This is a genomic window from Reyranella sp. (assembly GCF_965228225.1).
GTDB lineage: Bacteria > Pseudomonadota > Alphaproteobacteria > Reyranellales > Reyranellaceae > Reyranella.
Genome location: NZ_OZ245801.1, coordinates 3,586,307 through 3,610,353, shown reverse-complemented (window position 1 = coordinate 3,610,353; position 24,047 = coordinate 3,586,307). Strand labels below are relative to the sequence as shown.

Sequence of the window (24,047 nt, the reverse complement as noted above, 5' to 3'; positions counted from 1 at the left end):
GGGACGCGGTTCTGGTGAATCATCCGTCCCGGAGGGGAAGCGCTCCCGGTGGGGCGGCTGGCCTTCAAAGCCAGAGAGGGCCGTTAGCCGGTTCTTAGTGGGTTCGACTCCCACTCTCTTCCGCCAACTCTTTGGATCTTCGGAGTCCAGACGACCGATGCGTACCTTGATCTTCGTCGCCCTGCTGTCGCTGGCGGCGTGCTCGATAAATTCCCAGTACTCCGAGCCTTGGACGGTGCGAACGGTCAAGCATTCGTACGATGCGCGGGACGCTTGCCTCGTGAAGTACGCCGCCTCGTATGCCGTCGATGGTTCCGATGCGTCCAGCGTGGGTCGTACCGTCAGTTCCAATTGTGAGGCCGAGACGAACGCGCTGATCGCGAGCAGCAACCCGCACAACGACCCGACCGTGACGGCGGCCATCCGGCAGGATTCCGAATTCAGGGCAACGGGCTTCGTGCTCAAGGCCCGTGGGCAGTACAACTAGGATGTCGACCGAGGGAGACGTGAAGAACGAGGACGCAAAGATCGCGCTGGCCAATCTCATGATCCGGAAGGCCGGCCTGATCCGGACCGTCCGGCACGAGATGCACAAGCAGGGAGTGGTCTACTCCGTTGGCCTCACCGAGATTCTCGAGGCCATCGAGCGAGCGAAGAAGGAAGACTGACCGCTACAACCGGAAAGGATGCCGACATGCTTCGATCCACACTGACGATGACCGCGGCCGCGACGCTGATGTTCACGATGGGCAACGGCGCCCAGGCGCAGACTGCGGCCGCGCCGGGAACGCCTCAGGCGACCGGAAAATCCGGCGCGAACGTGGGCTCACTCACCTGCAAGGTGGCAGGCGGCATGGGCTTCGTCTTCGGCTCGTCGAAGGATCTCGACTGCATCTTCGCCCGCACCGACGGGGTCGGCGAGAAGTACACGGGCGCCATCAAGCGCTACGGCGTCGATATCGGATTCACCAAGGAATCGCAGATCGTCTGGCTGGTCTTCGCGCCGGGCAGTATCGCACCGGGTGCCCTGGCGGGCGCCTACGCGGGCGCGACGGCTCAGGCCACGGTGGGCGGCGGTGTCGGTGCCAACGTGCTGCTGGGTGGCGGGAGCGGCCAGGTCACCTTGCAGCCCGTCAGCGTCGAGGGCAGCGTCGGACTGAACGTCGCCGCCGGCGTCGCCGAGGTCGAACTCAAGTACACCAAGTAAAGCGGCGAGCGGAGAGGCTTGCGGCGGCCCCGCGGGTCGGGTCAACTGCCGGCATGCCTTCCGCCGTAGACTCCCTGATCGCCCGCCTCCAGGCGGATTGCACTGCGGCCGAGGCGGCCGAGCGCCAGGTGCGGGCTTCGGTCGAGGCCCAGATCAGGCACGCCGAGCGCGCGCGTACCTTCGCGTGGCGGCGTCTCAGCGCACTCTCGGACATGGCGAGGGTCGCCGCGCTGGAGCCCGATCGCGACCGCGCGGTGGAGCGCCAGCTGGAAGCGCTGTTCCGCGACATTGGCTGGATCGAAAATGGCCTCGCCGAACTGGGCGAGGGAGCGCGGCCGTTGCTCGACTGGCTGCGGCCGATCGCCGAGGCGCTGCATGCGGAGGCGCATCCGCAGCAGCCTGAGGACGGGCGGCCAGCCGAGCCGCCGGTGATTGCCGATCCGATCGCAGCCTTTCGTGCCTTCGAGGCGTGGTACGAGGCCGAGCGCGGCGAGCCCTTCCTGCAGGTGTTCGACCGCTATGTACCGCCGACCCCCGTGGTCGAATTCTAGGGGCGCGATGAGAACCGACTTCGAGCATTGGCTGACCGCTCAGTTTGCCGACACGGGCCCGTTCACGATCTTCATCCTGCTGGTGCGCATCACGTCCTCGAGCGCCATGCCCGTTCGGTCGAGCTACGCCCATCTGATCGGTGCCGAGATGACGTGGCGGGAGATGCGGGCGCTGCTCGAGAGCGCGGGGGCGCCATGGGACGGAGTCGCCTTCTTCGTCGGTCTCGGCCACGAAGGCGGCCCGCTGCCAGACCCGGTGGCTGCGCGCAAGCTGAAGGAGGTGGAGGCCGATGTGAAGGCCGATCCTCTGGTCCTGAACCGCGGCCTGTTCTTCGATCGCGAGGGGCGGCACCTGCGCATCGACGAGACCTCGGTATGAGCCGCGAGGGCTCGGTCCGCCGTCCGGCGCGCCGTCTCACTGCGGGCACCAGTGAGACGCTCGAGGAGACGGTCGCCGAGGAAGTTGCCATTGCGCTGGTCTACAACGGCATCAGCCATGCGGTGATGATGGCGACACCGTGCGACCTCGAGGACTTCGCCCGCGGGTTTTCCCTCACCGAGCGGATCGTCGAGCGGCCGTCGGAAATCTATGACATGGAGGTCGAGCCGGTCGGGCGCGGTATCGAGGTCAGACTCGAGATTGCGGCGCAACGGATGGCGGGTCTCCAGCAGCGGCGCCGCAGTCTGACCGGTCGTACCGGATGCGGCCTGTGTGGCGTCGACAGTCTGGAGGCGGCGCTGCGCGCGGTGCCCGCGATCGCGAATCCACATCGGGTGGCAAGGCTCGCGATCGAACGGGCGATGGCAGGGCTGCCGGAGCATCAGAAGATCAACCGCACCAACGGTGCCACCCACGCCGCGGGCTGGGCATCGCCGGATGGCACGCTCGTGGCCGTGCGGGAGGATGTCGGCCGCCACAATGCTCTCGACAAGCTGGCCGGCGCACTGGCCAGGAACGGCGATGCCGAGCCCGGCGGCTTCGTGGTCGTGACCAGCCGCTGCTCCTACGAGATGGTGCAGAAGGCGGCGGCGATCGGAGCGTCGGCAATCGCGGCGGTTTCCGCCCCGACCTCGCTCGCCATCGAGACGGCCGAGCAGGCGGGCGTCGCGCTGGTGGCCTTCGTGCGCGAGGGACGCCTGACCGTCTATGCCCATGCGGACCGGATCGTCGCTTGAGTTCGCGACGAATCTTCGGGGTCACCGGCTGGAAGAACGCCGGCAAGACGACGCTGACGGAGCGTCTCGTTGAGGAGTTCGTGAGACGCGGCTGGCGGGTGTCCACCATCAAGCATGCCCATCACGACATCGACATCGACCGGCCGGGCACCGACTCTTATCGCCATCGCGCTGCCGGTGCCGGCGAGGTCGCCCTCGTCGGTGGCCGGCGCTACGCCATCATGCGCGAGACGCCGGAGCCGTCGATCTCGGAGGTTCTGGGGAGACTGTCGCCCGCCGATCTTGTCCTGATCGAAGGCTACAAGCGCGAAGCGCACCTCAAGATCGAAGTCCGCGCCTCGCCTGAGGCCGAGCCGCTGGCGCCGGGCGATCCCGCCATCGTGGCGATCGCCGCCGATTTTCAGCCGACCGGTGATGACTTACCGTGGTTCCGGCGCGACGACATCGCAGCCATCGCCGACTTCATTGCCAGCAGGACGGGTTAGGGTGCCTTCTGCCCGAGGAAGCCGCCCGCAGCCTGGTATCTGGGCCCGGTGACCGTGAACACGCCTGCCTGGGTAGACGGATAGCCCTGTCCTGCGAAGGCGCCGTTCATGGTCATCGTGCGGCCCGGCGTATTGGGATTCGTCGTGGGCATGTTTGCCTGGAATCCATAATTGCCGTTGCGGGTCGTGGTCCCGCTGTAGCTGCTGTTGTTGAAATTTGCGGTTGTCGTGCCGCTGTTCGTTCCCATCGACCAGACCTGCGTATAGCTGCCCGTGCCGTAGGAAAAACTGCCGTTGTTTCGTACGAGACCGCCCATCACACCGTTGTAGGTGATCGTCTGCGTCATCTGACCCGAGTTGCTGACGACTTTCGACGGCAGGGTCGGCGCATTCGACGGAGCGGTCTCGAACGCGTTGGTGATGGCGTTGGTCACGATATTGCTGGGATTGGCATTGCGCGGGCCCGGACCGCTGCCGAAGCGGTTGCCCAGCGTGTTGCCCGAGCCCTGGCCGGAATTGGCGCTCGAGAAACCAGAGTTCTGGGCCGCCTGATCGGCGCCGCCGGATTGTCCGCCCCCTTTGCTGCCTTCGAGTTGGGCGAGAAAGCCGCTCAATGCGCCCGGCGGCACCGCACTCGCGAGACCCGGCAAGGCGCCGAACAGGGTCGTCACCTGAAAGCCGGGGCGCGTGACGATTTCCATTTTGCCGCGGGCACCGACCGTCATGCTGATGCCGAAGACGAAGATCGACGTCGTCTCCTTCTGGTCGACATTGAAGATACTGATACCGCCGCGGATACCGATCGTGCTCGACGGGGTCGTGACGCTGATGGCGTTGGTCTTGCTGATCTTGCCGCCGACCAGTCGGAACACGCCCTTGCTGGCGTTGATGGCGAGATCGCCGGTCTTGGTCGCGGGATCGTAGACGAACTTGTCGATCGTGAGCTGGGCGTTGGGGCCGACCGACAACGACGTGCCGTCGAGGAACATCAGGTGCGCCCGATCGGTCGCCGACGTCGTGATCAACTCGTTGGCCTGGACGTCGACACCGACGCGCAGCACGCGTTCGGCCTCGCTCGGGGGCTTGCCGCGCGGATCGCCGTCGGCCGCCGAAGTGACGCCGACCTTGGCCATCGCCGAGACTGGGAGGAGGGAAGCGCCCGCGGCGAGAAGCGCAGCGGTCAACAGGGACAGGTTCGCGCCGGCAAGTCTGGTGGACACTGTGATCTCCTGAGCAGCGCTAGAAGCGCCAGGTTACTCCGATGAGCGCACTATTGTTGGTGAACGCGTAGTTGGGAATGTCCGACGATCTCACGAACCTTCCGCCCGACACCGTGAACATCGTCCGCTGATCGAAGGGAACGGTCAGGGTTATATTCACGATCGTGTCCGTCTGTTGTCTGGTGACGGACGGATCTACGACCGCATCGGGCTGGTCATAGTACCACCACTGCATGTTCGCGAACAGGCTGATGCTCCAAGGCAATTCGCTCTTGAAGACCGGGTCGGTGAAAGAGAACGACATACCGCCGCCGGCCCCGTAGAGCGTGTAGTTCTGCCAGGGCGTGCTGTCGGTCTGGTAGCGCTGCAGGTTGCCGTTTGCATAGAGCATCAGCGCTTCGTTCACGAGGTACTGGAACGTCGTATTGCCCGAGTACTCGGCGCCGGTGAACTGGTTGTTGGTCGGGAGATACCAGCTGTTCTGGTACATCTGGCGCCGCCAGGTGAAGTTCGTGGTGTTGCGCAGCTTGTCCGACAGAAGCACGCCCACTTCGAGGCCGGAACCGAAGCTGCCGTAGTAGGGAACGTCGTTCACCCAGATATATCCCAACGTGCCGAACGGCTTCAGGCTGACATCCTGAAAAATGCCCTGGAAAGCCTGGAAACGCGGGCCGGACGTCAGGTCGAGGATGGAGACGTTGGCGGCCTGGATCTGGAACTGCCGGTTGAGATAGCCCGAGAGCTGCGTCTCGAGCTGGCCGCGGTTGTTCTGACCGAGGTCGTATGTGTGACGGACGAAGCCGGAGGTGACGAGACCCCAATCCGCCGTGCCCAGGCCGGCCTGGTTGAGATTGGCGGTCTGCCCGAACAGGCGGACGCTGGAGGTTGGTGGACCAAGGTTTGCGTTCGATTGATAACGCACTCCGGCAAACACCTCGCCACTGAACCGCGACTTGGCCAGGCGCTTCTCCGACTCCGCGAGGAACTGCTCGGCGCGAGCCTTGACGTCGGGCGGGAGCGACGCCGATTTGAGCGTCATCTCGAAATAGGTCCGTGCCACTTCGAAAGAGCCCAGCCGATAGTAGAGCACCCCGAGTTCGAGGCGGACGCGCGGCAGATCCGGATCCACCACCAGCATCCGTTCGAGCGCCGAAATGGCACCCTCGAGATCGCCGGTCTTCGCCGCGATCATTGCAAACTTGAACAAGACGTCGAGATCGGACGGCTTGCGCAGCATCTCCTGAAAAGCCGCGTCATATTCGGCTTCGTCCGTTGCCGAAACGGTCGATGTCTGGGCCAGAGCAGGATTCGCGTCGATGACGACAGAACCAACGCTGCCGGCGAGCAGCACAGCGACGAGGCTCGCGCATCGTCCTAATCTGTTCACGATGAATTCTCCCCGCGCCCCGCGTGTCCGGGGTCGACTGCTCGCGAAGAATGAAGCAGGACTCCTGCTAGATCAACCAACTCCGGATGGTGAGCGCCCAGCCGACGACGAGGTTGGCGCGGGCGGCTCGCATTCGCAGCACCATGCGGCGGTACTGGCGATCCCCCAGCGCCGTGACGAGACGCTCCTGGTCGCGAGTCATTGCAGCGAGCATGCGGTCTAACATGGTCGAGTAGGTGTTTCCCCAGTTGCGGCTCGACAGATGGAGCCTTCCGCCCAGCACGGGGTTGTCGGCGGCGCCATTGCGACCGTGAAGACGATAAGAATAGAGGGCGTCGTCGATCAGCAGCGAACCGGCGACCATCTGCGCCATCACGACCACATAGAAGTCCATGTGCAGGCGGAACGCCTCATCGTCCTCAGGAAAGACGAGGTTGATCAGCGAACGCCGGAACATCATCGAGGAGGTGCTGACCCAGACCCAGTGCACCACGCGCTTGGTGTAGAGGTGGTAGGGAGTATGGCTTTCCCAACCGGCGGTCCCGCGCGCCACATCGAGCTTGGGGACACGGCTTGCGTCGAGGGCCACGAAAGCCTGATCGCGATCGGCGCGGGCGCGGTCCTTGCCGAACCAGTACATGCCGCCGGCGATCAGCTCGTCCTGTCCGTTGATCAGGCGCGCATTGCAGGCGGTGAAGCCCACCGCGTAACTCGAGTTGAGATGTGCGGCGAGATGGCGTTCGAGGAAGTCTGGATTCCACAGATCGTCGGAATCGAGGAAGCAGACGAACATCGCGTTCGTTTCAGCGAGCCCCCGGCGCGTGGCGCCCGTCTGTCCGACATTCCTCTCGAGACGTACGTGCCGGAAGCGGAAGTCTGCGAGCTCTGCAAGAGTCTGCTCTACGACCGCGACCGAATCGTCGGTCGAGGCGTCGTCGACGATGACACACTCGAAGTCCCGCAGCGTCTGTTGCGCGACCGAACGGATGGCGGCGGCAATGTAGTCACGGCAATTGTAGCACGTGACGACGACCGAGATGCGGGGGAGCCTGATCTCGGTCACTTCGCCGGTCCAAGGAAATCGAAGTCGACACCTTCGTCGGCCTGCAGGACGGTCTTGAAGAAGAGACCGGTGTACCCGCGGTCGCTGCCGGGATGGGCCGGTGGGGCCTTCCAGTCCTTGCGACGCGCCGCCAGCGTCTTGGCATCGACATGGAGTTCGAGCCGACGCTTCGGAACGTCGAGCGTGATCTGGTCGCCTGTCTTGACGAGGGCGAGCGGGCCGCCGACCGCGGCCTCGGGTGCGACATGCAGGACGATGGTGCCGAACGCTGTGCCGCTCATGCGCGCATCGGAGATTCGGATCATGTCCTTCACGCCCGCACGTGCGAGCTTCATCGGGATGGGAAAGGAACCTGCCTCTGGCATGCCGGGCGCGCCCTTGGGACCGGCGTTGCGCAGCACGAGGATGTCCTCGGCGTTCACATCGAGATTGGGATCGTCGCCGCGCGCCGCGAGATCCTCCAGGGAATCGAACACCACGGCACGGCCGGTATGGGTCATCAGCGCGGGCGATGCGGCGGCATGCTTGATGACGGCGCCGCGTGGCGCGAGATTGCCGCGCAGCACGGCCATGCCGCCGGTCGGCTTGATCGGATCCTTCGACGTGCGGATCACCGTCTGACCCGGAACCATCTCCGCAGCATCGATCACCTGCTTCAATGTCTTGCCGGCGACCGTCCGGCACTTCTCGTCGAGAGTCTTCCGGATCTCCTTCATCAGGCGCGAATTGCCGCCCGCCCAATGGAAGTGCTCCATGTAATGATCGCCGGACGGCTTCAGGTCGACCAGCACCGGCACGTTGCGACCGATCTCGTCGAATTCCTCCAGCTCGATCTCGATGCCCAGGCGGCGCGCCACCGCGGTGAGATGGACCAGCGCATTGGTGGAACCGCCAATCGCCTGCAGCACGGTGAGGGCGTTGCGGAAGGCGGCCTTGGTCATGATCTCGCTGGGCTTGGGGCCCTGCTTCACGGCCATCTCGGCCGCCAGCCGGCCGGTCTGCTCGGCGATGCGCAGGCGGTCGGAATGCGTGGCGGGGATGGAGCCGCTGCTCGGCAGGCCCATGCCCAGCGCCTCGACGATGCACCCCATCGTGCTGGCGGTGCCCATCACCATGCAGGTGCCCTTGGTCGGGGCGAGGCGCTCGCTCACCTTCTCGATGTCTGACTCCGAGAAGGTGCCGGCGCGATACTGGCCCCACAGGCGGCGGCAGTCGGTGCAGGCGCCCAGCACCTCGCCCTTGAAATGGCCGACCAGCATCGGTCCCACCGGCAGCACGACGGCCGGACGGTCGGCGCTTGCCGCGGCCATGAGCTGGGCCGGCAGGGTCTTGTCGCAGCCGCCGATCAGCACGACGGAATCCATCGGCTGGGCGCGGATCATCTCCTCGGTGTCCATCGACATGAGGTTGCGCAGGAACATGCTGGTGGGATGGGAGAAACTTTCGTGGATCGAGATGGTCGGGAAGACCATCGGCAACGCGCCGGCCAGCATGACCCCGCGCTTCACGGCCTCGATCAGGTCTGGCACGTTGCCGTGGCACGGATTGTAGTCTGAGAAGGTGTTTGTGATGCCCACGATGGGCCGGTCGAGTGCATCGTCGGAGTAACCGCCGGCTTTGATGAAGGCCTTGCGCAGGAACAGCGAGAATCCCGCATCCCCGTAGGTGGCGAGACCCTGGCGCAATCCGGTTTCCTTCTTCGGTCCGGCCTTCGACGTACGGCGCTTGGCAGTTGCCATCTCGATTTTACTCCCTGAATTCTTGCATTTTGTCAGGCCGGCCCGTCGCCGACCAGACCGGCCGCCCAGCGTGCATGTGCCGCGGCGTCGCGACCCTCGGCAATGGTCCGCGCGAGTTCGAGACCCATCAGGGCGCCGAACTTGAAGCCGTGGCCCGAACAGGGGGACATCGCCCATCCCCTGGCGCCCGCCCTCTCGACGATGAAGCGCTCATCGTCGGTGACGCTGTAGAAGCAGACCTTGAGATTACGGACGGTCCAGCGGTCGAACCCCTTGAGCAGGCTGCGGCAGCGGTCGAGCAGGGCGCTCATTTCGCTTTCCCGTGCATCGCGGCCCGCGATGGGGTCGCCGGTGCGGCTGAATTCGTGGTCACCGACCTTCATACCGCGCCCCCGGACCGGCGGCACCAGATAGAGGCCGACGTCCCCCGTCTTCTCGATGATCATCGGCCCCTTCGCCCAGGCCGCACGCTGGTCGGCCGGCATGTCGAAGTAGAGCACCACCTGACGTGACGGCACGACACTCGAAGCGAGCGCGGGAAGAAGGCGGGGGGCCCAGGCGCCCGCCGCTACCACCACGACATCGCTGCCGTGGACCTCGCCGGCCTGCGTGAGGATGCGTGCCTGTTCGAGATCGACCGAGCGCACCGGCGTGTCGGCGTGGAGCCGCACCCCCGCTCTCGTGCCGAGATGGCGTACCAGCGCAGTCACGATGTCCTGTGCCAACAGTACGCCGCCCGTGTCGATCCAGAAGGCGCGCTCGAGCCCCTTCGTGTCGAGCAGCGGGAAGTGGCGTGGCAGTTCGGCCATCGACAGTTCGGTCATCGGCCGGCCGATCGACGCGAGGGCGGCGGCAGAGTGCTCCGCCCAGTGCGCGCCATTGCCGGTCAGAGCGAGGGTCCCTGTCGGCTCGTAAAGGGTTTCTTCCAAGTCGGCCCACAGCAGATCCCAGGCCGCATAGGCATCGTCGATCATCCGCGCGTAGCCCACATGGGTGCCGTAGGGATGGCGGATCAGGCGATGCTCATCCATCGAGGAGGCCAGCGGATTGGGAAGAGGGCCCTGTTCGAAGAGCTCGACCTGGTGGCCGAGGCGCGCCAATCCCCAGGCCGTCGAAAGCCCCATGATGCCGCCGCCGATGATGATCGCTCTCACGGTACCCTCTTGTCGCTAGATGCGTCGCTCGCAAACGATGGACCGGTTCTACATGCTTCGAGGGGCATTGAGACCCCCTCCCGAAGGTGTTGCATATACGCGAGCCCTGGGCGTTGATGGCGACGAGGCTTACACAACCGATAAAGACCAAAGGCATGAACATGGCGATGACCATGCTGCAGATGGCCGGGGCGCCGCCCGCGGTGGATGCGCTGGCCGTGCTGCTCGGGAAGGCTGGTGCGGCCGGCACGCCGATCGTCCACGTGCGTCACCGGTCCAAGGGCATGGCCTTCAACGCGAGCTCCGCGGGCTATGAGATCGTGAAGGCGCTGACGCCGCGTGACGGCGAGACGATCATCGACAAGGGCATGCCGAGCTCCTTCGCCGGAACCGACCTCGCGTCGCAGCTCGCAGCGATTGGCCCGATGCGACGGGCGGCGACACGATTGTCGCCGATGTGATCAACAGAATCACGCTGGCGGCGGTGTCCGACCGGTTCACGTGGATCGTCGCGTCGGCCCGGCAGATCGCCTGAAGCAGGCTCGGCACGCATGCGTGCCGACGTGGTTGCCGGCGGCTAGAGGTTGCCCTGGCCGCTGACGGTGCTGATGGCCGTGATCGCCGCGACGGCGATCAGGGAGGCGATCAGCGTATATTCGATCGCGGTGGCGGCCTTGTCATCCGCCATCAGACGGCGAAAAAAGGACAGCATCGATATCTCCGGAAATGAGGAAATGCTGGAGGCTGACTTGGAGCCCGTGTCGATCAATAAGTTGAAAAATCGCCCCTAACGTATTGGACCGACACACCGATACAATGTGAGAATTGTATCAAGTTCATCGTGGCGCGCGCTGCGGCGAACGCCATGTTATCGTTGGTCGAGCAAGAAGGGGGCGATTCATGAAGTCCATTCTGACAATGGCCTGGACGTCGGAAGATCCGTCCGCATTCGATCTGGCAGCCAAGATCGCGCATAAGTTCGGGGCGCGCCTGATCGGCCTCGAACCGCCATCCTATGGCGTCATGAGCATGGCCTGGGCTGATGCCGGCATGGGCGCTCCGATCGGGGGCGGCCTGGCCGAGGACGCCGAGGAGCGCCAGCGGGTATCCGCGGTCAAGCAGGCTTTCGACCAGCGCGCTGCCGGCCTCGCCGCCGAATGGCGCTCGGCGGACGATAGTGGCCCGACCGCGATCGGCACGATCGGCCGGGCCTACGACCTGATCGTGCTGCCGCAGCCCGGCGCGCTGCCCAAGATGCCGGAAAGCGTCTTCGAGACGGCCCTGTTCGATTCGGGACGCCCCGTCCTCGTCGTGCCGCCTGGATACGGGGGCATGGTCGGCAAGCGCATTCTCTTTGCGTGGAACGGCTCGACCGAGAGTGCCCGTGCGATTTCTCTCGCGATGCCCGTCTTGAGCGGCGCCGAGGCCATCGAGGTGCTGAGCGTCGAAGGCGCGATGGTTCCGGGGCCGACGGCCATGGAGATCGCCGAGTCGCTGAAGAGCCACGGCCTCAATGTGACGGGCCAGCACGTGAAGCCGGGCGCCAAGACGGCGGGCCAGACCATCGTCGACCGGGCGCAGGCGCTGGGCGCAGACCTGATCGTGAAGGGCGCGTATACCCAGAGCCGGCTGCGCCAGATGATCTTCGGCGGGGTTACGCGAGATCTGATCCTGGCGTCGCCGCTGCCCGTCCTCTTCTCCTACTGAGGCAGACAATCCGCCGCCGGTGACAGGCCGGCGGCCGTGCTAGAAACCGCCGCATGACGGCTGGCTCGCCCACATCCGAATCGCCCTGGGGCCGCACACTGGTGCTGCTGCTGCTCGTGCTCGTTCTGATCACGGGCGCCGCGCTGGCGTATGCGCAGTTGATCGAGGACCGAAGCGTCGCGCCCCCGCCCACGATCGCGGAGAAGCTCGTCATCCTGCAGGCGGAGCGCGCCGAACTGCAGGCGCGCTCCGACAGCCTGGCGCGCCTGCAGATGCTCTCGTCATTCCGGGCGGCGAGCCTGCTGTTCGATGCGCTGGCCTCGCGATATGAGCCCGAGCGCGAGCAGCCGTTCGACCGGTTGCCGGCCGCACGGCGCGAAATGTTCGGCAGGCTCGAGGCGGTGAATGCCGCACTGCGCGCCGCGATCGATCGCCCCGGCACGCCCGAGGGGGCCGCCGCGGTCGAGCAGGCGGCCGCCGGCATTCCCGCGGACCTCGAGTGGATGGCGTCCTTCGATTCCACGCCCGTCATCCTCTCCTACACGCCGATGTTCCTCGCGCCCAAGCGGGGGGTTGCGAACGACGCGCCAGGTCCGGCCGGCGAGGATCCCGCGATCGAGATCGAGATTCTGGGCTTGCGTCTGACGAGAGACCGAACGCTGCCGGTACTGACGATCGGCTCATGGCGCGGCGAGGCCGTCGTGATACCGGAGCGCCTGAAGTTTGTCGTGCCGCGCAGCGTGTTTCCGACGGACGCCAGGCATGCGAGGCTTGTCTCCGGATCGCTTTTCCTGCGCCATGGCTCGCGCATCGTGGCGTTCCAGCTGCTCTTCACCTCGATACCCGAAAAGGCGGGCGCGTTCGTGTTCGACCAGAAGGTGCGGTCCGCCGCACCGGAGTCCAACACGCTTGTATCACCCGAGATATTGGCGCGTGCGCCGGCCGGCGAATCGCGGACCGTGCGGCGTTGCTTCGATCCTCCACCGGGATGGCGCTTCGACAAGAGCAAGAGGCGGGTCGTCATCGTCGAACGGCTGGGCTGGATCGACGACACCCCTGACGAGACGATGAACAGCGGATCGGTCGCCTTTGTGCGCGAAGACCGTCCCAGCCAGATCTGCGTCGCGGTCGTCGCCAAAGCGGCGACAAAGGCAGCACGCACCGCCACGATCGGCCGCTTCGAGGCCACGCTGGTTCGCGACACCACGGTGGATCGAACGGTGCAGAGCGGGCTCCGCCCTCTGGAGTGGAACGCGCCGGCCAGCGTGCCGGTCGAAGCGGGCATGGCCGAGTGGAAGCTGTACGTCCGCCTGTTCGACGAGATCGACCGGGAATATGAAGGCACCGCTGGCGGCGGTGCCATTGCCAGCGGCCTTCCCTTCCTGAACGTTGCAATCGACCGCGACAACAAGCTGACGGTCGAGGCCGACCTCGCGGGCTTTCGCTAGCGGCCGCGTGCCTCGAGGCGCATGCGCCTCTTGCCGGTCTCGTCGTTGAGATCGAGCGTGGTGCCGGAAATCTGCGCGGTCCTGATCGCGCTCAGGGCGGCGACAAAACGCTTCTCTATCGCAGCCTCGGCCGGCGGGCAGGCCATCAGGGTCATCGGCCCGGGCGTGAAGCGGAGGCCAGCCGGATCGAGGACATACTCGCCGGACAATGTGTTGCAGCCGGTCGAGGCTGTGAACCTGTCGAGATCCTCAAGGCGCATCAGCGGCCGCCTGCGCCAGTCGTCGAAGGTGGGACGCTCGCCGTCGAGTTCGACCAGGCGCCATTCGGTGTCCCGCAGCGCCGAGCCGCGCGCCGCCAGCGCAGGACAGGCGCCGTTGCGCTTCAGGTCGATGAAGCGGTCCACCTTGACCGAATTGTTGCCGTCGAAGCTGCCGATGATCTCGACATAGAGGAACGATTCGCGGGAGGGTGTGGCGTCCACCCACGCTTTTTCCAGATCCGGCTCGCCACCGCCCGGGGCGACGCCATAGAGGCGTCCCACCAGGCAGGGCGCGAAAAGACCGCCATCCTGCGCGTCGCGATACATTCCGGCGAGCTTGAATCGTCCGTCGATCGGGTCCGTGGTTGCGGACTGCGTCAGCTCCGTACCGTCCTCGGCAACCAGCTTGTCGGCACCGGCCTCGCGGAACGACCGACGGCTGCCGGCCCCGCCGCGCAGGACCATCCGCACGCCGCCCTCGACTTCCTGCGCCCACTCACCCAGCTCGAGAACGGGTTCCGCAGAACCATCGCGCTTCTCCCGGAGCCGGAACGTGCCGTCGGGGAACAGGGTGACGGTCAGGGCGCCCCCCTGATAGGTCCGTGGCGGCTCACCCGGCCTGCCGGCGGCATGGCAACGCATCGAGCGACCTGCAGCGGTGAGCGTGACTTCCCGGCCGCGTCCGCGGAGTTCGTAGTAGGAATCCGAATAGGCGAAGCCAGAGCCTGCTGCGATCCGCGACAGTTCGATCTCGGGTTGGCCCGGCATGCGCAGCGTCGCGAAGTCGCCATCGGCCGAGTAGGAGGACGCGAAGTCCATCCCCCCTGGGCAGGAATACATCACCTCGCCTTGCGGTACCGGCAGGGGCGCGGGCCTCGGCGACTGACCGGGCGGAGGGGTTTGTGCGGCAGCCGGTGTTACGGCAAGCAGGACGAGCAGCAGGGACAGACGGTTCATGTCGTCGACTCCGGGATGCGACCGTCGGCGGAAAGCAACACGGCGACCGGCCGGGTCGTCTCGAACTGCGCGAGCACGATCAGCGCGACCACCATGATCGGCACGCAGAGGAACATACCCACGACGCCCCAGATCGTGCCCCAGACGATGAGGGAGACGATGACCACCAGCGGCGAGAGATTGAGGGAGCGCCCCATGATCGCCGGCTCGATCAGATTGGCCGTCACCACCTGGATGGATCCGAAGACGAGCAGCACGATGAGGAAGGGCGTGAGGTTGTCGAACTGGATCAGCGTGAGAAGGGCCGGTGCGATGATCGCCAGGATCGAGCCGACGGTAGGGATATAGTAGAAGAAGAACACCATCACCGCCCAGAAACCCGCGAAGTCGACGCCGACCGAAGCCATGACGAGATAGGCCAATGCGGAAGTGGCAGTGGCGAGCGTGGTCTTGATGCGGATGTAGATGCGGATCTCGCGGTCGATGCGATCGAGAATAGCAAGCACGCGCGCCTCCTGTCCGTCGCCATGAAAAATGGCGGCGAGCTTGCTCTTGAAGTGAGCCTGCTCGACGAACAGGAACAGGGTGTAGATCAGGATGAGCCCCGCCACGCTCACCACGGAGGCCGCGGCCGCGGCGACGCTGCCCAATGTGTCGGCAAGGCTGATGCGGGACACGAGCTCCGAGAGGGTGGGTGCCTGCTCGATGCCGATCATCGGTGCGACCTGCTCGATGAGGTTCGTCAGCCGGTTTTCGTAGGAGGGCACGGCGGCCACGACCGCCTGGACGTTGAGACCGATCGTGCGCCCGACCACCCAGAAGAGTCCGCCGATCAGCAGGACCGCGATGGCCAGTGCGATCGGCTGGGGCAGGCGCAATCCGCCGAGCCGGGGCTGGCTGAATGTATCGGCCAGTGAATCGATCATGTACCAGAGGACGATGCCGAGGACGAACGGCAGCAGGAGCCCGCGGCCGGCGACGAGCAGTGAAATCGTCGCGGCGATCACGATGGCCCACAGGGCGGCGCGTTGTAGCGTCATGGCGCTACTATACGGCCAGTCGTTTGCACTTGGGAGGCGGCCCGTTCCTATTCGGCCCGGCCGCGATCCAGCATCGCACGACCGCGCTCCGTCAGTTCGACCCTGCGCTCGCCGATCTCGCCGCCGCATTGGCGCACCAGCCCTTCCGCACGGGCATCCTCCCACACCGGGAAACGCGGACAGGAACTCGGCCAGGCGTCCAGCACATCCTCGCGTCGACGCGGCCGGGCAGCCACCCATTCGAGGAACTGTATCATGATCAGGTTCGGGCTGGCCGACATGACACCCTACTGGAAGCCACAGGACTGTGCCGTGGCGCCGACCGTCGCCCAGCGCTGGCCGTCGCGGAAGCAGCCGTTGTTCCATTGGCCGGTGAAGACCTGACCATCAAGACCGCCCGACTTGGTGCCCCAGCCATTGGCCTGATCGTTCGACCAGTCGCCCTCGTAGCGCGACCCGTTCGCCCATACCCGCACGCCTCGGCCCTGCATCTTGCCGTTCACGAATTCACCTTCGTAGCGGCCACCGTCGGCATAAAAGAGGGTGCCTCGGCCCGTCCGCTGATTGTCGCGAAAATCGCCGATGTAACGGTTGCCGTTGACCCAGACGTACATGCCATGACCCTGCGGGCGGCCCTCGCGGAAGTCAGCGATCAGGCGGGCACCGCTGGGAAAGACATAGGTTCCCTTGCCGTCGCGCTCGCCGGCCTTGAACGAGCCCTCGTACCGGGCCTTGTCTGCGTAGGTGAGCTTTCCCTCGCCCTCGTACAGGCCATCCTTCATCTCGCCCTCGTAGCGATCCGTGGGAACGCCCTTGCGGTACCATTGCAGCACACCCTTGCCTTGCGCCAGATCGTATTCGCAGGCGCCGGACCAGCTGATGCCGACATCGGGTTCGGCATTCATCGACACGACGCCACAGCCCGTCTTGGGATCCTTCACCTCGTCGCTGGCCACCGGCGGCTGACCGGGTGTGGGCGCGGGCGGGAGAGGGCGGTTTGCTCCGGCGCCCATTTCCGGGACCGGCCGTGACGTCTGCGCCGCGGCGGGCCAAACGAACGTACCGACGACCAGGCCTACGAGAGAAAGGGTGCGCCTCATGGGGCCGTCAGATTAGCACTCCGGGGCGGTGTCGTCTTTCCCGCCGCCCTTTTCGGCGCCTCCGGAATCGGGCGCGACTTCTTTCTTCTTCTTGTTTGCGACCAGACCCAGCTTCCGCTCGAACGTGTGGAGGAGACTCATGACGACCAGGATGAGGAACGTGCCAAGTCCGGCGATTTGCCAGAGGCCGAAACCCGAGGAGAGGCCTACCGCACCCGCCATCCACATGCCGGCACCGGTCGTCAAGCCTTGAACTTCACCTCGTGTGAAAAGAATGGAGCCGGCGACGAGGAACGCTACGCCGGCCGTGACGGCCTCCACGGCGCGGAGGGGGTCGCTCGCCGTCTGCCGGCCGGCGAAGGCGGTGGAATGGGCGATTTCGACAGTGAGGATGCCGAACGTCGCGGCGGCCACACAGATCAGGATGTGGGTGCGAAGGCCGGCCGGTCTGGCCTGCCACTCGCGCTCGAATCCGATGACAGCACCGAGCAGCGCGGCGAACAGGAGCCGCGCTGCAATGACCGGAAAGGGCAGAAACGTCGGGTGCGCGATCTCTTCTGCGAGCGCGCCCATCGTCAGGAAGCGTACTTGAACTCGGGCAGCGCCTTGAGGGAGTCCTTTGTGGCGCCCGGCAGAACGATCTTCTTGCCGTCGGTCCTCATCTGCTCATACGGCAGCGCGATCAGCTTGTCGCCGAGGCCGAGAAAGCCGCCGACGGAAAGCACGACGAACGGCGCCTTGCCATCGGGCCCGACGATGATCTCATCGACCTTGCCCACGGTATCGCCGGCGTCGTTGACGACCGAAGACCCGATCACCTTGCTGGCGCGATAGCCGGTCGACACTTTGACGACGTCAACCTTCGTGAGTTGAATGGTCTGCGGAGCGCCTTGAGCGCTCACGAGACCGGGCACAGAGAGGGCGAAAGCGGCGACGATGGCTGCAGTGACGAGGGGAAGACGCATTTTGGGACTCCATGATGGGGCGGACGGTGCCAACGGGCAGTGCTCGATTTCGTTCCGCACCCTGGCGTCGCGTGTCGAGCGAGGGACAGGCACTGCTGGTATTCGGCTCCGCGCGTCTCCGGACGGGTCCGAGGCCGCTGAAGACCGACGATCGCGGGGGGCGCTCGCGCGCGACGGGAGTCTCCTCTAACCCATTGAAAACAAATATCTAAATTGCCAGATCGCCGAAATACAGATCCGGCGTGGCTCGCGACTGTGGCTGACGCGCCACAGTCGCGGCAACAATGAGTCTCCGATGCCTTCCTTTGTGGCGTTCGCCGGGGAAGGTCGGGTACATTACTTCCGCTGACGTGATGAATTTCTAGCCCCACCCCGTTCGGTGGCGGGGCTGTGCAAGTAAGGGAGATATCTGATGAAGAAGGCTCTTCTGGCGGCCGCCGCCATTGTAGCGCTGCCGGTGGCTGCGCAGGCGCAGGCCCCGCAGCCGGGTCTGTACATTGGTGCCGAGGGCGGCATCAACTGGCTGACGAACTTCACGGCGAACACGAACATTCCGGCGTTCCCGACGGTGAACGTGACCCCGCAGCTGGGCTGGATGGCCGGTGGCGTGATCGGTTACGACTTCGTTGGTCCGCGCGTTGAGTTGGAAGGCATCTATCGCTGGAACCCGACGAATGTCGGCGTGCCGAACACGGCCGTCAACAACCAGGTCGGCCAGCTGGGCATCATGGCGAACCTGCTGTACGACTTCATGCCGGGTTCGGTGATCACGCCGTATATCGGCGCTGGCGCCGGTCTGGGCCTCGTCGACGGCAACTCGTCGCTGTCGAGCACGGTTTTCGCCTATCAGGGCATCATCGGTCTCGGCTGGAACGCCGACACGAACTTCCGCGTGAACCTGGACGGCCGTTACTACGGCACGACGAACCCGCAGGTTAACGGCGTGGGTTGGACGAACAACAACTTCAGCATCATGCTGGGCCTGCAGCTGAAGTTCGGTTCGACGCCGGCCGCTCCGCCGCCGCCGCCGCCGGTCGTTGCGCCGCCGTCGTTCATGGTGTTCTTCGACTGGGATCGCGCGAACCTGTCGGCTCAGGCGCTGAACACGATCAAGCAGGCTGCCGGCGCCTACAAGACCAAGGGCAACGCCCGCATCACGGCGACGGGTCACACCGATACGTCGGGCGCGCCGGCCTACAACATGGCGCTGTCGCTGCGTCGCGCCAACGCCGTCAAGGATGCCCTGGTGCGCGAAGGCGTGCCGGCGACCGCGATCGCGGTGGTTGGCCGTGGCGAGCAGGGCCTGCTGGTGCAGACCGGCCCGAACGTCCGCGAGCCGCAGAACCGCCGCGTCGAAATCGTCATCCAGTAAGCTGGACGACCCTAAACGAGGAAAAGGCGGCCCGATGGGCCGCCTTTTTCTTTGTCACCCCCTCTACGGCAACGGAGAACGGTTTCAGCAGTGGCGGCAGGGCGCCGCCCACTGTAGTGGCTAGGCTGGAACGCCAGAAGTATTGGCCTTCGGTATGCGATAATAACCAATGATCAGGTAGACCGACCGACCGTCATGGCCTCGACGCTCGCTAGCTCCCTTCGCACTGCACCGCGTCTCGACTATTCGATGCTGCGGCGGGCTGCGTTCGGCTTCGGCCTTCTCTTCCTGCTGGTATGCCCTGCCTCGCCAGATCCCTTAGCCCTCGGCGCCGGCGCCTTCACGCCCTGGGTCATACTTCGCCTGATAAGCACACCGACGATGCCGCTGGCCATCGTCTACTACCTGCTCTCTCAATGGCTGCAGGTGTTCGCTCGCGCCTTCCTCTCGCTCGTCGACGGCGAGCCGATGGCACAGAGCATATCCGGCCCCTGGGTCGTGGATGCCTACTGGTACATGCTGGCGTCCACGGTGACGCTGGCTGTTGCCTGCAGGATCGTCTTGGGAAGGATCGCGCCTCCCACCTCTCAGAACTTCTCGGCGCATCTGTCCTGGCGCCCGATCGACGTATTCCTGGTCTATCTCGGGGCGAATGTGGTCGCCCAGTTAGCCGGCCTCACTCTTGGCGGGGGGCTGTTCCAGTTCTTCGAATCCATCGCGCGGTTCAAGATCGTTGCGGCCTTCCTGCTCTTCACCTCCGTCCTGCAGACGGGACGCGGGTGGGGCTTCCTGTTCGCGATCCTGGTCGTTGAAATCGGCTCGGGAATGACAGGTTTGCTCGGCGACTTCCGGGGCGTTTTCGTCTTCCTCGGTACGGCAGCGCTTGCTGCGCAGATGCGGTGGACGCTGCGGACGAGCGCCTGTGCGCTTCTCGCAGGTTCTGCGCTGGTGGTGCTCGCTTTGTTCTGGACATCGGTCAAGACGGAGTATCGCGAATACGCCACCGGCGGTTCGGAATCGCAGGCCCTCCAACTCTCCTTGTCCGATCGGGCCGAATACATGCTCGGGCGGGTTGCCAGCATCGGCGAGATCGACTGGGGCTTGACCTCCAAAGCGCTCTTGGAGCGGCTGGCTTATGTCGACATCACGGGCCTGGTCATCAACGTCGACCAGGCGGGCTCCGAGCGGTCGTCCATGCGGCAGTGGAGTGATGCCTTCAGTCACGTCCTGCGCCCTCGCTTCCTGTTTCCCGACAAGGAAGCCCTGTCGGACACCGAGGTCTATATCCGTCTGACAAAAGCCGATCTTCTCGAGAACATGCGCGGCGGCACGTCGATCAGTGTCGGCTACATGGCGGAGAATTATGTCGACCTGGGATTTCCGGGAATGCTGGTCGGGGTCTTCGCGGTCGGCCTGCTGGTTTCCGGCGTCATCCGGTTCTTCTTTTCATTCGACGTTCCCTGGATGGTGCGGCAGGGTGCGGCCCTCGCATATGTCTATGCGATCTGCGCGAGCGGTCTCGAAGTTTCGCTCCCGAAGATTCTCGGCAGCACCGTCACTTTTGCGGTGGCTTACGGGTTTATCCTGAAATTCGCCTTTCCCATCGGGCAGAGATGGCTCGATCGTCGCGCCCGTCATGCCCTGGTGGCAGCCCATCGGCGGCCCCCCCGTTTCTCCCGACGCGGCGGCGGCAGCCCCGACTAGAGTCTTTCCGTTTTACATTCACCCACCACCTCATCCTGAGGAGCCGTGCACAGCACGGCGTCTCGAAGGATGGGCAACCGATGGGGTGCGCGTGCCCACCCTTCGAGACGCTCACTGCGTTCGCTCCTCAGGGTGAGGTCAGTGTTGAGATGCTCGGCTCGATTCTATCTCGTCCGGAAACGCTCTAGCTCCCAGCTGCGGACGTTCGCGGGACGTCAGCGATGCCGGGCGACGACCCGGACGAGGGCTTGCGCCGTTCCCTTAAGGCCACGGCCGAGGCCGGTCGGCAGTCCGCCCTTTTCGAATGCCGCGATGACAGACTCGTGGACGTAGCTCTTGCGGCAGACGGTGGGGGTGTTGGCAAGCTGTTCTGCCGCCGCTGCAATGGCGTCGCGCACCAGCGCGCGGCGGGCGCGCTCGGTTTCGGCCGGAGGTGCGGCGGCGAGGGCCCGCATGACGCCGGCCGAGGCCACGAGGGTGCGGAAATCCTTGAGGGATATACGCACGCCGGAGACTTCCCGAAGAAAGGAATTCACCTCGGAAGCTCTCACGAGATGCAGCGCGCCGTCCGTACCTCGATATTGGAAGAGGCGCCGGCCGGGCAGGGCGAACAGGCGCCGGCAGGTGGTCGCGAGAATCCGGTCGCGGACCTCGCGCGTGACCATCTTGGCGCCCTTTCCGCGAAAGTGCAGGCGCACGAACTCGCCATCGATCTGCACGTTCGACTTCAGGAGAGTGGTCGCACCCCGTGTCCCGCGCTCACGGGCATACGCATCGCTGCCGGCCCGCAGCGCGGTTTTCGACACAAGATAAACGATGGCCGCGGAGACATGGCGGGGGTCGGCGTTGTCCGAGCGCAGCCAGTGCCGAACGGCGCGGCTGATGACGGGAAGGGATTTGCCGAGGTTTGCCAGCTTTCGCGCCTTGAGACTCTCGCGCACCTGCAGCCAGTCGGAATGATACCGATACTGCAGACGACCGGCTGCGTCTTCGCCGACTGCCTGGAGGTGCATGGACGGGTCCGCCGCATAGCGCACGTTCGCGTAAGCGGGAGGCATCGCGAGCGATTTGAGGCGAGCGACGGTCGCGGCGTCCGTGATCGTTCCGCCGTCGACGCCGACGAAGCGAAATCCCCTCCCGCAGCGCTGGCGACGCAGCAGAAGCATCTCGGGGCTCCCCCGGGTCAGGCCGTACTCGCGCATCAGGCGTGCCGTCGACGAATATTGTGGCATGGGCGGCAAACGGATCGATCCGCCGATCGTTGCAGCAACCGCATCCGGGTCGTTTACGTTTCATCCTGACTGCATTGGCAGTTCACGGGGCAGAGGTGACACAGGTGGGCGTTAGTGGTGTACCCGACGTGCCGAACGGCGCGATCGACGAAGACTCCCATGTTCCCGCCTCTGCGAACGGGCATGGTCTGAGGGTCCTCTCTCGCGTTATCGTTGATACGTACAACGAGGAGCTTCGCGACGAAGAAGGATTTGTCGGCGACCGCGCCTCCGGCCGTGCCTTCAGTGCAATCCTCGACGACTGGCGTGACCGGGTAGCATCGACCTTGGATGAGGACCCGTTCGGCGACACGCCAACGGGCAGCATTTCAAAGAGCACCCTCGACAAGCTCTTGACCGGCAACGACACGGTCGCCGCAGGCCTTGTTCATACCGCCGTCGAGGAGTTTGCCCATGAACTGGCCACTGTTGTTCGGCGCTTCCTTCGGCTCGAAGGCTGGCGCGGTACCCAGCGGATCGTCATCGGAGGAGGACTGAGTTCGAGCCAGATCGGACAGTTGGCGATGGGACGCGCCCAGATTTTGCTGGCGGGCGAGGGTACGGCACTGGAACTGTTCCCGATCAGCAGTCATCCCGACGAAGCCGGGCTGATCGGCGCGGCGGAACTCGCCCCCGATTCGATGCTTGCGGAGCACGACACGATCGTGGCCGCCGACATCGGCGGCACGAACCTCAGGGTAGGCATCGTCCGAATTGGGAGACGCGGTGGTGGTGCAAAAGGTGCCGTTTGGAAGATGGAGCACTGGTGTCATCGCGACGACGACCCCACGCGGGATCAGGCCGTGCGCCGCCTCGTCGAAATGACGACCAAGCTGGTGGAACGAGCCGTCGCCGCGAACCTCGACCTCGCGCCCTTCATGGGGATCGGCTGTCCCGGGCTGATCGATGAGCAGGGCGCGATCCTCAATGGTGGACAGAACCTGCCGGGCAACTGGCAGGAGGACGGCTTCAACCTGGTTGCCGCGCTATCTCGCTCCCTGCCGCCCATCGGCGGCCGGAAGCCGCTCGTCGCTGTGCACAACGACGCGGTCGTCCAGGGATTGAGCGAGCTTTCAGGAATGACGGACGTCGAGCGGTGGGGCGTGCTCACGATCGGAACAGGGCTCGGCAACGCGCGCTTCACGAACCGATCGGCGGAGTGAGCGGCGTCACTGGACCTCGCCGATGATGCGAAGGGTCTTTTCCCGCAGTGCGCCGACACACTCGCAGGCGCCCCGCTCGAGCCCGGCGCGATCGAGGATCGTGATCTTGCCTCGCTGGTACTTGATCAGGCCAGCTTGCTGGAGGCCATAGGCGATAAGGCTCACGGTGGGGCGCCGGACCGCGAGCATCTGTGCGAGAAAATCATGTGTGAGGCGAATCACGTCATCGTCGATGCGATCCCGCACCTGCACGATCCAGCGACACAACCGGCGGTCGGCCGTATGAAGGGCGTTGCAGGCCGCCGTCTGCTGCATCTGCGCCAGCATGAGTTCGCTGCTCAACAACGCCATCTTGCGCAGGACAGGGCTCTGGCCGATGGCCGTCCGGAAGTCCGCCACCGTCATACGCCACGCCGCCGCATCGATCTGCACGATCGCCCGGGTACCCGCGGTGTGGTTCCCGAGCGCCGATAGCGATCCGAGAATGGCCTCCCGTCCCAGCGTGGCAGTCTCGATCTCGGCGCCGTCCTGCATCATCGCGACCAGCGAGATCATACCGCTTTCGATGAAGTAGACGTGCTCGATGCGTTGCTCGGGTTCTTGAAGGATCGTGCCCTGCGGCATGCGATGGTAGGCCAGAGAGGGCCTGAGCCGGTTCTGCTCGGCAGCGGGAAGGGCAGACAGGAAAAGGTTCTTCGGCTCGAATACAGACGCCACTTCAGTTTCCTCGTTCGCCGGGACACCGCGGTGACTCTCACGAGCAGCCTTTTGGTCGGGCTTTGGAAGTTCCCGACTGTATGCACGGGCCTCTTCGCCGGTCTGTTCCGTAACGAACGAAGAAGCGGAAGCAGGTCGTGTGGACATTGAATTACCTGTTCAAAAAGGGAGCGCCCGACCATGCGGCATCCGGCGCCCGAGCCGATCGCGCTTCACAGCTGGCTCGTTGGCGGACCGGCCGTGGGGTTCGTCCTCGGTAACGGCAGCTTCCGCATGTCGCCTTCCCAGGGGGGTGAGGCGCGGCCCATTGGGCCCGTCGTGGAGGAGGCCCAGGAGTTCCAGCCGAAGGCGGTGGGAGGAC

General features: G+C 65.1%; 27 protein-coding genes and 1 tRNA gene. 14 read left to right on the top strand and 14 right to left on the bottom strand.

All coding sequences use genetic code 11. The annotated features are described in order from the left end of the window. Positions 1–30: 30 nt before the first annotated feature. The 8 genes from ACO07K_RS17510 to mobB all read left to right on the top strand — a co-directional run bounded on the left by ACO07K_RS17510 (position 31) and on the right by mobB (position 3,419). A tRNA-Sec gene (locus ACO07K_RS17510) sits at positions 31–126 on the top strand. A 31-nt stretch (positions 127–157) separates the two neighbouring features. Further along, on the top strand, positions 158–487 hold the full coding sequence (locus ACO07K_RS17505; protein WP_422030012.1) for a hypothetical protein: 330 nt from the start codon (positions 158–160) through the stop codon (positions 485–487). Between the two features lies 1 nt (position 488). Continuing rightward, positions 489–668, top strand: a complete 180-nt coding sequence (locus tag ACO07K_RS17500) for a hypothetical protein (protein ID WP_422030010.1) — start codon at positions 489–491, stop codon at positions 666–668. Positions 669–694: 26 nt separating this feature from the next. Then, a complete protein-coding gene (locus tag ACO07K_RS17495; RefSeq protein WP_422030008.1) occupies positions 695–1,207 on the top strand; it encodes a DUF992 domain-containing protein in 513 nt (170 codons plus the stop codon). A gap of 53 nt (positions 1,208–1,260) precedes the next feature. Beyond that, the gene (locus ACO07K_RS17490) at positions 1,261–1,758 is read left to right on the top strand and encodes a hypothetical protein (protein WP_422030006.1); all 498 of its coding nucleotides are present in this window, start codon (positions 1,261–1,263) and stop codon (positions 1,756–1,758) included. A gap of 7 nt (positions 1,759–1,765) precedes the next feature. Beyond that, entirely contained in the window at positions 1,766–2,137 is a 372-nt protein-coding gene (locus ACO07K_RS17485; RefSeq protein ID WP_422030004.1) for a hypothetical protein, read from the top strand. Then, entirely contained in the window at positions 2,134–2,934 is an 801-nt protein-coding gene (fdhD, locus tag ACO07K_RS17480) for a formate dehydrogenase accessory sulfurtransferase FdhD (protein WP_422030002.1), read from the top strand. The genes ACO07K_RS17485 and fdhD overlap by 4 nt, the downstream gene beginning before the upstream one ends. After that, entirely contained in the window at positions 2,931–3,419 is a 489-nt protein-coding gene (mobB, locus tag ACO07K_RS17475) for a molybdopterin-guanine dinucleotide biosynthesis protein B (protein ID WP_422030000.1), read from the top strand. The genes fdhD and mobB overlap by 4 nt, the downstream gene beginning before the upstream one ends. Here the strand turns inward: mobB and ACO07K_RS17470 are convergent. The 5 genes from ACO07K_RS17470 to ACO07K_RS17450 all read right to left on the bottom strand — a co-directional run bounded on the left by ACO07K_RS17470 (position 3,416) and on the right by ACO07K_RS17450 (position 9,982). Continuing rightward, positions 3,416–4,639, bottom strand: coding sequence for a FecR family protein (locus tag ACO07K_RS17470; RefSeq protein ID WP_422029998.1), 1,224 nt, complete (start codon positions 4,637–4,639; stop codon positions 3,416–3,418). The genes mobB and ACO07K_RS17470 overlap by 4 nt on opposite strands. A gap of 19 nt (positions 4,640–4,658) precedes the next feature. Then, positions 4,659–5,876, bottom strand: coding sequence for a tetratricopeptide repeat protein (locus ACO07K_RS17465; RefSeq protein WP_422029996.1), 1,218 nt, complete (start codon positions 5,874–5,876; stop codon positions 4,659–4,661). A 217-nt stretch (positions 5,877–6,093) separates the two neighbouring features. Beyond that, on the bottom strand, positions 6,094–7,089 hold the full coding sequence (locus ACO07K_RS17460; RefSeq protein ID WP_422029994.1) for a glycosyltransferase family 2 protein: 996 nt from the start codon (positions 7,087–7,089) through the stop codon (positions 6,094–6,096). Continuing rightward, complete coding sequence (locus ACO07K_RS17455) at positions 7,086–8,828, bottom strand: IlvD/Edd family dehydratase (RefSeq protein WP_422029992.1); 1,743 nt, start codon at positions 8,826–8,828, stop codon at positions 7,086–7,088. Before ACO07K_RS17455 ends, ACO07K_RS17460 begins: the two co-directional genes overlap by 4 nt. A gap of 32 nt (positions 8,829–8,860) precedes the next feature. After that, positions 8,861–9,982, bottom strand: coding sequence for an NAD(P)/FAD-dependent oxidoreductase (locus ACO07K_RS17450; RefSeq protein WP_422029990.1), 1,122 nt, complete (start codon positions 9,980–9,982; stop codon positions 8,861–8,863). A gap of 155 nt (positions 9,983–10,137) precedes the next feature. Between ACO07K_RS17450 and ACO07K_RS17445 the strand changes: the two genes are divergently transcribed. Further along, complete coding sequence (locus ACO07K_RS17445) at positions 10,138–10,443, top strand: isochorismatase family protein (RefSeq protein WP_422029988.1); 306 nt, start codon at positions 10,138–10,140, stop codon at positions 10,441–10,443. 116 nt (positions 10,444–10,559) lie between these two features. Here the strand turns inward: ACO07K_RS17445 and ACO07K_RS17440 are convergent, their stop codons facing one another. Continuing rightward, positions 10,560–10,694, bottom strand: coding sequence for a Flp family type IVb pilin (locus ACO07K_RS17440; protein ID WP_422029986.1), 135 nt, complete (start codon positions 10,692–10,694; stop codon positions 10,560–10,562). A gap of 188 nt (positions 10,695–10,882) precedes the next feature. Here ACO07K_RS17440 and ACO07K_RS17435 point away from each other — a divergent pair, with 188 nt between their 5' ends. Next, positions 10,883–11,689 carry a universal stress protein gene (locus tag ACO07K_RS17435; RefSeq protein ID WP_422029984.1) on the top strand — a complete coding sequence of 269 codons (807 nt, stop codon included), beginning with the start codon at positions 10,883–10,885 and terminating at the stop codon, positions 11,687–11,689. A gap of 53 nt (positions 11,690–11,742) precedes the next feature. After that, entirely contained in the window at positions 11,743–13,137 is a 1,395-nt protein-coding gene (locus ACO07K_RS17430; RefSeq protein WP_422029982.1) for a hypothetical protein, read from the top strand. Here ACO07K_RS17430 and ACO07K_RS17425 read toward each other — a convergent pair. From ACO07K_RS17425 to ACO07K_RS17400, 6 genes are all read right to left on the bottom strand, one after another. After that, positions 13,134–14,354, bottom strand: coding sequence for an META domain-containing protein (locus ACO07K_RS17425; protein ID WP_422029980.1), 1,221 nt, complete (start codon positions 14,352–14,354; stop codon positions 13,134–13,136). The genes ACO07K_RS17430 and ACO07K_RS17425 overlap by 4 nt on opposite strands. After that, a complete protein-coding gene (locus ACO07K_RS17420) occupies positions 14,351–15,394 on the bottom strand; it encodes an AI-2E family transporter (protein WP_422029978.1) in 1,044 nt (347 codons plus the stop codon). Before ACO07K_RS17420 ends, ACO07K_RS17425 begins: the two co-directional genes overlap by 4 nt. A gap of 47 nt (positions 15,395–15,441) precedes the next feature. After that, positions 15,442–15,675 (bottom strand): hypothetical protein, encoded by a 234-nt coding sequence (locus ACO07K_RS17415; protein WP_422029976.1) that lies wholly within the window; start codon positions 15,673–15,675, stop codon positions 15,442–15,444. A gap of 6 nt (positions 15,676–15,681) precedes the next feature. Continuing rightward, positions 15,682–16,350 carry an MORN repeat-containing protein gene (locus ACO07K_RS17410; protein ID WP_422029974.1) on the bottom strand — a complete coding sequence of 223 codons (669 nt, stop codon included), beginning with the start codon at positions 16,348–16,350 and terminating at the stop codon, positions 15,682–15,684. A gap of 156 nt (positions 16,351–16,506) precedes the next feature. Continuing rightward, entirely contained in the window at positions 16,507–17,067 is a 561-nt protein-coding gene (locus tag ACO07K_RS17405) for an MgtC/SapB family protein (protein ID WP_422029972.1), read from the bottom strand. A gap of 2 nt (positions 17,068–17,069) precedes the next feature. Then, positions 17,070–17,459 carry a PRC-barrel domain-containing protein gene (locus ACO07K_RS17400; RefSeq protein WP_422029970.1) on the bottom strand — a complete coding sequence of 130 codons (390 nt, stop codon included), beginning with the start codon at positions 17,457–17,459 and terminating at the stop codon, positions 17,070–17,072. Positions 17,460–17,871: 412 nt separating this feature from the next. On the opposite strand from ACO07K_RS17400, the gene ACO07K_RS17395 reads away from it, so the two are divergent. Further along, a complete protein-coding gene (locus ACO07K_RS17395) occupies positions 17,872–18,831 on the top strand; it encodes an OmpA family protein (RefSeq protein WP_422029968.1) in 960 nt (319 codons plus the stop codon). A gap of 195 nt (positions 18,832–19,026) precedes the next feature. Continuing rightward, entirely contained in the window at positions 19,027–20,535 is a 1,509-nt protein-coding gene (locus tag ACO07K_RS17390) for a hypothetical protein (protein ID WP_422029966.1), read from the top strand. Between the two features lie 215 nt (positions 20,536–20,750). Here the strand turns inward: ACO07K_RS17390 and ACO07K_RS17385 are convergent, their stop codons facing one another. Next, on the bottom strand, positions 20,751–21,701 hold the full coding sequence (locus ACO07K_RS17385; RefSeq protein ID WP_422029964.1) for a DNA topoisomerase IB: 951 nt from the start codon (positions 21,699–21,701) through the stop codon (positions 20,751–20,753). A gap of 41 nt (positions 21,702–21,742) precedes the next feature. Here ACO07K_RS17385 and ACO07K_RS17380 point away from each other — a divergent pair, with 41 nt between their 5' ends. Continuing rightward, positions 21,743–22,969, top strand: coding sequence for an ROK family protein (locus ACO07K_RS17380; RefSeq protein ID WP_422029962.1), 1,227 nt, complete (start codon positions 21,743–21,745; stop codon positions 22,967–22,969). 6 nt (positions 22,970–22,975) lie between these two features. Here ACO07K_RS17380 and ACO07K_RS17375 read toward each other — a convergent pair whose 3' ends face one another. Continuing rightward, a complete protein-coding gene (locus tag ACO07K_RS17375) occupies positions 22,976–23,833 on the bottom strand; it encodes a Crp/Fnr family transcriptional regulator (RefSeq protein ID WP_422029960.1) in 858 nt (285 codons plus the stop codon). Positions 23,834–24,047 lie beyond the last annotated feature (214 nt).